The sequence below is a fragment of the Nitrospira sp. BLG_1 genome (genome assembly GCF_047338595.1).
Taxonomy (GTDB): domain Bacteria; phylum Nitrospirota; class Nitrospiria; order Nitrospirales; family Nitrospiraceae; genus Nitrospira_D.
In genome coordinates, this window is the sequence record NZ_JBLFBO010000013.1 from 73453 (window position 1) to 81650 (window position 8198).

Here is an 8198-nt window from a genome sequence, read left to right on the forward strand (position 1 = left end):
TCGAGACTCTGAGCCCGCTTCCCGTACGTAGCTGGGGGCCGTTGTCACCCGCCTGCTCCAGACTGACCCCGTCGATGTTTCTTCTACTGTACGGGAGGTGTTTGATTCGTGGAGGGGGTAGGCTCGTGGAACGTGATTGTTCTATCATGAGACAACCGGCGTCAATCAGTCGCGACTGTTTGACTCGTGCCTCTTGTTTGGAAGAAGATATGCGTATCTTGAGGAAACAATCATGTTGGGGTGCCGCCAATACCCCTTGCGTGTGCGGAATAGTGCATGTTATGCAAGTATATGGGAAGACGGTATGGATGAGTACATCGGGAGGGAGATGGTCCAATGAAGCGGGAACAGCAAGTGACAAAACGTAAGGAGAGGGTTACGCTATCTCTCTCGGCCCACATGGTCGAACGGTTGCGAACCGTCGTGTATTGGAGTCCGAAGTTGACGCTGACCGGTGTCGTCGAATCTGCGATCCAAGCCTCGCTCGCAAAACTTGAAAAGGGGAAACGCTTCAAGAAGCGAAAGGGGAAACTCCCGGTCGGACGCCCACGCAAAAATTAATCGTCCTCACGGCAGTCCTTGATTGAGGACATCTCGATTCGCGAAGATTTGGGGAGGGGACCGCTTCGGGAGCCCCGAAGTGTGTTGGTTTTTCTCCTGCTCATCCTCTGTGTAGGATGTGATCAACTCACGAAAGATGCAGCTCACCAGTATCTGGTTCTTCAGCCGCTGCACTCGTGGTTTCACGATACGATCCGCCTCCAATATGCTGAGAACGCCGGGGCGTTCCTGAGTTTCGGGGGAGATTTTTCTGATGGGGCACGAGTCCTTCTCTTTCAAGTATTCCCTGCGCTGTGTCTCCTCGCCTTAGCGATGGTTCTCTTCCTTCAACCGATGTCACTCGCTAGTGTGGTTGCTTGGAGTCTGATACTGAGCGGCGGGCTAAGCAATCTTGTCGACCGCATCATGAACGACGGCCGTGTGATCGATTTCATGAACCTCGGCATCGGTAGCCTCCGTACCGGCATCTTCAATGTGGCGGATGTGTGTATTACGATCGGATTCCTGGTGCTGCTCCTCCAAGCTATTTGGGCCAAGCCCTTATCTGTGGATTCTCTTTCACGCAGTTAATCACCTGGTGGGCCGTTTCTAGGCCAAATTATTGAGTTTCCTCGCCCGTTCTTCAGCTTTTCCCTACAATTGATCACGTGGTTTCTGAATCGACACTTCCGCCATTCTTCCGCCGTAGGTATGTCGTGGTCCTGACGATTCTGTTGTTACTGTTCTGCTGCCGAGTGTTTGCGCAACTGCTTCAAGCCTGGTCTCCTATGGCATGGCTTCCACCGTTCGAGGCCTGGGCAAGCGGGACGCTACCATACGGGCTGTTGGTGGCCTCTCAGATCATGATTATTGTGGTCTGTGTCAGGGTGATCTGGCGACTGCACACAGGGGTGGTGGTGCCGTCGATGAAAGCCGGGAAAGTCCTCCTTGTGCTCGGTGGGATTTATGGAGGGCTCATGTGTGTCCGGCTCATTCTCGGCCTGACGGTGGCGACTGATCACTTCTGGTTCAGTGCCAGACTGCCCACGGCGTTTCACTTTGTGCTCGCGGGATTCGTGCTCATCTATGGCTGGTTTCACTACAGGGCTTCCGTTGCGATAGGTCCGCGACACTTGGAGCAGACGGCATGAAACGGATCGTTCAATATGGGGCCTATCCTGTCATCCTGCTCGGTAGTGTGTGGGGCAATCTGCGTCTCATGGAGGCAGGAGCGGGATTTCTGCTCTCGACCTATCTGCCTGTTACTCTTGGTTCATTACTGATCATGTGGCTTGAGTTGCAGTTGCCCTATCGCGCTTCCTGGAAACCGTCCGGGAAGGACGTGGTGGAAGATTCGGCATTTCTCGCCCTGGTGCATGTTCTGTGGCCGAAACTGCTCGCGGTGGGGGTCGCCTTCCTGTTGTTCGACATCTGGAACGGGCAAGACTGGTCTACGTTTGCATGGTGGCCTCGCGAATGGCCTGTCCCGATGCAAGCCATCATGATGGCACTCATGGTTGACAGCACGCGGTATTGGTTGCATCGTCTTAGTCATGAATGGGGACCCCTGTGGCGCTTTCACGCTGTGCACCATTCACCGCACCGGCTCTACACGCTGAACGTCGGCCGTTTTCATCCCGTCGATAAAGGACTGCAATTTTTGCTCGACTCGCTGCCGTTCATTCTCATGGGGGTGTCGCCGACTGTCCTCAGTCTGTATTTCGTGTTCTACGCGGTGAATGGGTTCTTTCAACACTCCAATGTCGACGTCAAACTGGGCTGGCTCAACTATCTGATGAGTGGTCCCGAGTTGCATCGTTGGCACCACTCGATGTGGGCACAGGAATCCAATAATAATTACGGCAATCATCTCATTATCTGGGATTGGTTCTTCGGGACTCGCTATCTGCCTTCGGATCGTGAGGTCGAGGCCCTGGGGCTTGTCAACCGCCGGTACCCCACTGGGTTCATGCAACAGATGGCGGCCCCGTTTCATCCTGAGTTGGACAAGACGGCAGCGTGATTCTGTATGGCTGACCACATCGACCAGGCCACGATCCAGTCGACCATGCGCCTCATTCGGGATCGTGACTGGCTCCCCTTGCTGAGGTACACCGAGCAACCGGATACCGTTCAACGCCGGCTGTTGTCGACCATTCTCTCCTCACAACGGGATACGCAGTTTGGGCGACGGTACAGGTTTGCCTCGATTCGCTCTTATGAGGAGTTTATTCAAGCCGTTCCAGTGCTCGAGTATGAGGATCTTCGGCAGGACATCGAGGGACAGGAGCAGAGCGGGGAACTGCTTCTGAATGCCGAACAGCCGGTCCACTATGTCCAAACCAGCGGAACGACAGGCAAGCCAAAATATGTGCCGCTGACCCAATCGGCGATTGATTGGATCGGTCGGTATCAACGGCTCTTTTCTTACGCACAATGGGTCGGTGTCCCGGGAATCTATGATGGACAGGTCCTGGTCATTGCGGGCCAGCCGGTTGAAGGGCGGTTGCCCGGTGGCGCTCCATACGGGTCGATGTCAGGGTTGATGAACGAGGGGGTGCCTCAAGCGATTCGGGGAAAGAGCGTGCTGCCGGATGGAATCCTTCGTGTGGCCGACTATCGGCTCAAATACCTGCGAATGGCGGCCTGTGCCTTGGCGGGGGGAACATTATCTGTGCTTGCCACGCCCAATCCATCGACCCTTCTGAAATTATTGGGCATCATCCGTTCGGAATTCCCGCTCCTGGTGGAAGCGCTGGCAGTCGGACCACGGCATCCGATCCTGTCACAGGGGACCGCCTGGACTGAACCGATTCCCATCCAGGCTGATCGTCTTGCCTATCTTCGAACGTTGCTTGGTACACCATCAATATTGACACTCGCGGTACTTTGGCCGGAACTTCGAGCGGTCATTACCTGGACTGGTGGTAACTGCGGGGCCCTGATTCCCAAATTACGCACCCTCGTGCAGAACGACACGGCCGTGATCGAGATGGGCTATCTGTCCAGCGAATGTTTGGGAAGTCTGAATGTAGATGTGCATGAGAATCGATGCATTCCCACATTTCAGGAGCATGTTTTTGAGTTCATTGAAGTCGCTGATGGTGATGACCAAATGACCGCTCCTATTCTGCTCGGAGATCTGCAGCAGGGCAAGAAATACCAGGTTTGTGTGACGACACGGAGCGGCCTGTATCGTTACGCCATGAACGACATCGTGGAAGTGACTGGCTGGTTCAATCGGGTCCCGACCATTCGGTTTGTCCAAAAAGGCAAAGGCGTTACGAATATCACGGGAGAAAAGCTGTATGAGCATCATGTGGTAGAAGCGGTTGAAGCCGCTCTAAGGGCTTCAGGTTTCGCCTGTGAGTTCTACGTGATGTTGGCCGACGTTCACACTGCGGGATATACGCTCTATCTTGAACATGCTGCAGTACCCAGTTCGTTCGGTTGCGAGGTCGATGAACAGCTGGCCCGCATGAATATAGAATACAAGGCCAAGCGGGAGAGCGGTCGGCTGCAGCCGCTTCGCACTGTGCCGCTTCGTCCTGATACTGCAGACGCCTACCGTGCTCATTGTGTGGCCAAGGGGCAACGGGACGCGCAGTTCAAGTTGATTCGATTGCAATATAACCAGGACTGTTCATTCGATTTCTCGCAGCACATCCGAGAGAGGGCGTAATGGCTATAAAGAGGCTCGACGTTCAATCACTGAATATTCCCTTTAAGCAAGCCTTCGTCCATGCATCGGCGGTTCGTGCCATGACTGAGGCGGTGCTGGTTACGGTGACAAACGGCGATGGCATAGCAGGAATAGGGGAGGGATGTCCCCGCCGCTATGTGACGGGGGAAACGATCGACTCGATCCGGGACTTTATTGAAACCCATTGCGAACAGTGCATGACATTCAGATCAGTTCAGGACGTGAAGCAGTGGGTGGCTGAACATGTCTCCATCATCGATCAAAACCCTGCTGCCTGGTGTGCGGTTGAAAACGCCTGTCTCGATCTGTTTGGCAAAGAGGCAGGACTGCCGATTGAAACGTTGTTAGGGCTTCCGTCTCTCAACGGTCGGTTTCAGTATTCGGCGGTATTGGGAACAGATAATCTCCAATCATTTGAAAAGCAGCTCCAACGATATCGTTCGGTTGGTTTTACCGATTTCAAAGTGAAGGTGACAGGGCGGTTGCAGGATGATATCGACAAACTGGGCCGATTGCATTCATTCAAAGATTCAAAGCTACGGGTCCGGCTCGATGCCAATAATCTGTGGGGTGACGCCGAAAGAGCCTGGTCGTACCTCAAGCAACTTCCTGGCCGGATCACTGCGATTGAAGAGCCGCTGAAGGTCGGGGATTACGATGGCTGTCGTTGGTTGGCGCGAGAGATGAAGGTTCCCATCATTCTTGATGAGAGCTTTCTGAGGGTGGATCAGTTTGCATTGATTCAGAGTGATCCTCCTTCGACCTGGATCATCAACATTCGTGTGTCGAAGATGGGGGGCATTCTCCGCGCGCTGGCAGTCGCCAAACGAGCCAAGGAGATCGGCATCCCCGTCATCATCGGCGCCCAGGTAGGGGAAACGAGTATCTTGACGCGAGCGGCGTTGACGATCGCAAATAGCTATCGGGGTATTGTGATCGCGCAAGAAGGCGCGTTTGGGACGTTACTCCTCGAACGGGACATCTGCGATCCGCCGTTGATGTTCGGTGCGGCTGGCCGACTAGACACGACGGCATTAAGTGGTGCTGGTCTGGGACTCATTCGACTCTGACGAGTTACGAGCGGCACAATCTTTTGGCTTCATAATGAGTGGGGTCATTTCCTAGAGAAACTGTTTTAGTGATGACGGCCGGGTAGCAACGAAAGGTGCTCTGCTAGACTTGAAGCATGGTCGACCATGTGTCATTGAGTTGGGCCTTTGGTGATCAGGCTGGCTGGATGATGGCCGCCAGTTTCTTCGCATTGCTTTCGAGTGGAATTGGTTGGGTTGTATACGGTCTGTTCTCACAGCTGCGCACCATGGGTTCGCTGGGTCAGTCCGGTACGGTGAGCCGACGTGGGGGCGTCGTCCTGGGAGTCGTCGTGGGTGGAAGTGTCTTCGCGATGCTGGCACTCACCTCGCTGAGCGGATTTGCTCGGCTAACGCTTCAGGAAGGTCATCTCACGATTCAGTATCGGTGGACAGGGCAGGAGGTTGTTCTTCCCTTTATCGAGGTGATGGATGTGCGGGAAGAGCCGGCCTATAAAGGGCAATGGCGGCTCGTCGTCGTGACCGATACGAACGGCATTTATGAAAGTGCCCTCTCGTCTCCTTCTGCTGTGCGTGCGGCGGCTGAGCTGCTGAGAACCAACATGACCCAGCCTTGAGACCTGAGTCAACTCCATGGGGCTTTAGATTTCACTGATTTCCGAAATGATCGTGTGGTACCCGCTCGCGCCGGCTGGTTGAGGGCGGACGATCTCGGCGATCTGAAGTTGGCCCTTCGTGTCGGTTGCCCGTACGACGGTTTGATATTTACCAGGCTTTGATGGCCGCCAGGTGTAGGTCCAGATCACCCAAGAATAGGGCGACATGGGTGGTTCGATCTTGCAGTCGTTCCATGTGCGGCCGGCGTCGAAGCTCAACTCCACTTTGCTGATGCTGTTCGGTCCGCCGAAGGCAATGCCGCGGAACGTCTGTTCCGGCCCGCGTAGCGTTTGATAATGTCCGGGCGAATCGATCCGTGAAAATACCTTAATTGTTCCGTCGTCGGTCCAGCCTTTGCGCTGCCAGTAGCCCTTGTAGTCGCCAGGATAGACTTCAATTTCGACGATCCACTTCACATTCTTGATGCCATAGAGACCCGGCACCAGGAGACGGAGCGGAAAGCCGTGCTCTTTGGGGAGCTTCTCGCCGTTCATGAGAAACGCGAGCATCACGTCGTCCTGCATGGCGCGTGTGAATGGAATGCTGTCGTCGTAACCGTCGATGCCGCGAAAGACGACGTCACGCGCCGTCTCGGTATCAGCGCCGCAATCGAGGAGCAATTTCTTCAGCGAGATGCCGCGCCATGTCGCGGTGCCCAGGCTGTCGCCACCGGGCAAGGTATCGATGCACATGAGAGTGGAAATCTGATCGTACGAATCACGGTTTAAGATATCGCGCCAGCCGAGCGACATCGGCTTTTGCACGGCACCCGTGATGTGGACCTTCCACTGCTCGATATTCAGCTCGCGGGAGGCGGAAACGGCGCCATCAGCATAATTGACTACATAGAATTTGGCGTTTGGGGTGAAATAGGTCGTCTCACGCGGCGGGACGGCAAACATTCGTCCGAATATTCCGCCGACGGCATCACAGCCGCCGGTACTTCCGACTAATGTTCCCAATCCCAAGGCTTTGAGCAGCGTTCGACGATGCATCGGCCAATTATTTTTCGCTTGTGTCATAATTTTGAAATTATACACGGATCACCCTCTTGACTCTTGAGAAATACCTTGTTATCTTCCCACTCGTTGATTGCGACTGTGTTCCTGCCTGATGACCGCGCCAGATGCGAGTCACGGTGCGGTGCCAAAGGGAAACTACGCGAAATTATTTCGAGCGGGTCCCTTGACACGAGACGATGCACAATGTATAGTGCGCGGCTCGCGTGAGGAACGCGGATGTTCTTTGAAAACTGAATAGAGGACGTTGAGTAAGGTGTAAGGTGTATTGAAGTGGTGGCCCTTGGTCCAAATTTAATGAACACCTATTTTTGAGAGTTTGATCCTGGCTCAGAACGAACGCTGGCGGCGCGCCTAATACATGCAAGTCGAGCGAGAAGACGTAGCAATACGTTTGTAAAGCGGCGAACGGGTGAGGAATACATGGGTAACCTACCCTCGAGTGGGGAATAACTAGCCGAAAGGTTAGCTAATACCGCATACGACTCCTGGTCTGCGGATCGGGAGAGAAAGCGATACCGTGGGTATCGCGCTCTTGGATGGGCTCATGTCCTATCAGCTTGTTGGTGAGGTAACGGCTCACCAAGGCTTCGACGGGTAGCTGGTCTGAGAGGACGATCAGCCACACTGGCACTGCGACACGGGCCAGACTCCTACGGGAGGCAGCAGTAAGGAATATTGCGCAATGGGCGACAGCCTGACGCAGCGACGCCGCGTGGGGGATGAAGGTCTTCGGATTGTAAACCCCTTTCGGCAGGGAAGATGGAACGGGTAACCGTTCGGACGGTACCTGCAGAAGCAGCCACGGCTAACTTCGTGCCAGCAGCCGCGGTAATACGAAGGTGGCAAGCGTTGTTCGGATTCACTGGGCGTACAGGGAGCGTAGGCGGTTGGGTAAGCCCTCCGTGAAATCTCCGGGCCTAACCCGGAAAGTGCGGAGGGGACTGCTCGGCTAGAGGATGGGAGAGGAGCGCGGAATTCCCGGTGTAGCGGTGAAATGCGTAGAGATCGGGAGGAAGGCCGGTGGCGAAGGCGGCGCTCTGGAACATTTCTGACGCTGAGGCTCGAAAGCGTGGGGAGCAAACAGGATTAGATACCCTGGTAGTCCACGCCTTAAACGATGGATACTAAGTGTCGGCGGGTTACCGCCGGTGCCGCAGCTAACGCATTAAGTATCCCGCCTGGGAAGTACGGCCGCAAGGTTGAAACTCAAAGGAATTGACGGGGGCC

Annotated in this window: 8 protein-coding genes and 1 rRNA gene; 8 read left to right on the forward strand and 1 reads right to left on the reverse strand. The window is 54.8% G+C overall.

The genetic code is table 11. From position 1 onward, the window contains the following. Nucleotides 1-336: 336 nt before the first annotated feature. The 7 genes from ACMTNU_RS12265 (at nucleotide 337) to ACMTNU_RS12295 (ending at nucleotide 5909) form a co-directional block, all read left to right on the forward strand. Nucleotides 337-561, forward strand: coding sequence for a hypothetical protein (locus ACMTNU_RS12265; protein ID WP_413935545.1), 225 nt, complete (start codon nucleotides 337-339; stop codon nucleotides 559-561). An 81-nt stretch (nucleotides 562-642) separates the two neighbouring features. Next, nucleotides 643-1131: a signal peptidase II gene (lspA, locus tag ACMTNU_RS12270; protein WP_413935546.1), complete on the forward strand. Its 489-nt coding sequence runs from the start codon at nucleotides 643-645 to the stop codon at nucleotides 1129-1131. Between the two features lie 125 nt (nucleotides 1132-1256). Next, a complete protein-coding gene (locus ACMTNU_RS12275; RefSeq protein WP_413935547.1) occupies nucleotides 1257-1691 on the forward strand; it encodes a hypothetical protein in 435 nt (144 codons plus the stop codon). Beyond that, entirely contained in the window at nucleotides 1688-2563 is an 876-nt protein-coding gene (locus ACMTNU_RS12280; RefSeq protein ID WP_413935548.1) for a sterol desaturase family protein, read from the forward strand. The genes ACMTNU_RS12275 and ACMTNU_RS12280 overlap by 4 nt, the downstream gene beginning before the upstream one ends. Before the next feature lie 6 nt (nucleotides 2564-2569). Continuing rightward, entirely contained in the window at nucleotides 2570-4222 is a 1653-nt protein-coding gene (locus ACMTNU_RS12285) for a GH3 auxin-responsive promoter family protein (RefSeq protein ID WP_413935549.1), read from the forward strand. Further along, nucleotides 4222-5313 carry a mandelate racemase/muconate lactonizing enzyme family protein gene (locus ACMTNU_RS12290; protein ID WP_413935550.1) on the forward strand — a complete coding sequence of 364 codons (1092 nt, stop codon included), beginning with the start codon at nucleotides 4222-4224 and terminating at the stop codon, nucleotides 5311-5313. The genes ACMTNU_RS12285 and ACMTNU_RS12290 overlap by 1 nt, the downstream gene beginning before the upstream one ends. Before the next feature lie 116 nt (nucleotides 5314-5429). After that, on the forward strand, nucleotides 5430-5909 hold the full coding sequence (locus tag ACMTNU_RS12295) for a hypothetical protein (RefSeq protein WP_413935551.1): 480 nt from the start codon (nucleotides 5430-5432) through the stop codon (nucleotides 5907-5909). A 24-nt stretch (nucleotides 5910-5933) separates the two neighbouring features. Here ACMTNU_RS12295 and ACMTNU_RS12300 read toward each other — a convergent pair whose 3' ends face one another. Further along, nucleotides 5934-6989, reverse strand: coding sequence for a molybdopterin-dependent oxidoreductase (locus ACMTNU_RS12300; RefSeq protein WP_413935552.1), 1056 nt, complete (start codon nucleotides 6987-6989; stop codon nucleotides 5934-5936). A 286-nt stretch (nucleotides 6990-7275) separates the two neighbouring features. Between ACMTNU_RS12300 and ACMTNU_RS12305 the strand changes: the two genes are divergently transcribed. Next, nucleotides 7276-8198: ribosomal RNA gene (locus ACMTNU_RS12305) — 16S ribosomal RNA — on the forward strand; the annotation flags it as partial.

Bases quoted from the DNA above. Each gene is read 5' to 3' on its own strand.
- ACMTNU_RS12265 (WP_413935545.1), top strand. From the start codon at position 337: ATGAAGCGGGAACAGCAAGTGACAAAACGTAAGGAGAGGGTTACGCTA.
- ACMTNU_RS12280 (WP_413935548.1), top strand. From the start codon at position 1,688: ATGAAACGGATCGTTCAATATGGGGCCTATCCTGTCATCCTGCTCGGT.
- ACMTNU_RS12285 (WP_413935549.1), top strand. From the start codon at position 2,570: ATGGCTGACCACATCGACCAGGCCACGATCCAGTCGACCATGCGCCTC.
- ACMTNU_RS12290 (WP_413935550.1), top strand. From the start codon at position 4,222: ATGGCTATAAAGAGGCTCGACGTTCAATCACTGAATATTCCCTTTAAG.
- ACMTNU_RS12295 (WP_413935551.1), top strand. From the start codon at position 5,430: ATGGTCGACCATGTGTCATTGAGTTGGGCCTTTGGTGATCAGGCTGGC.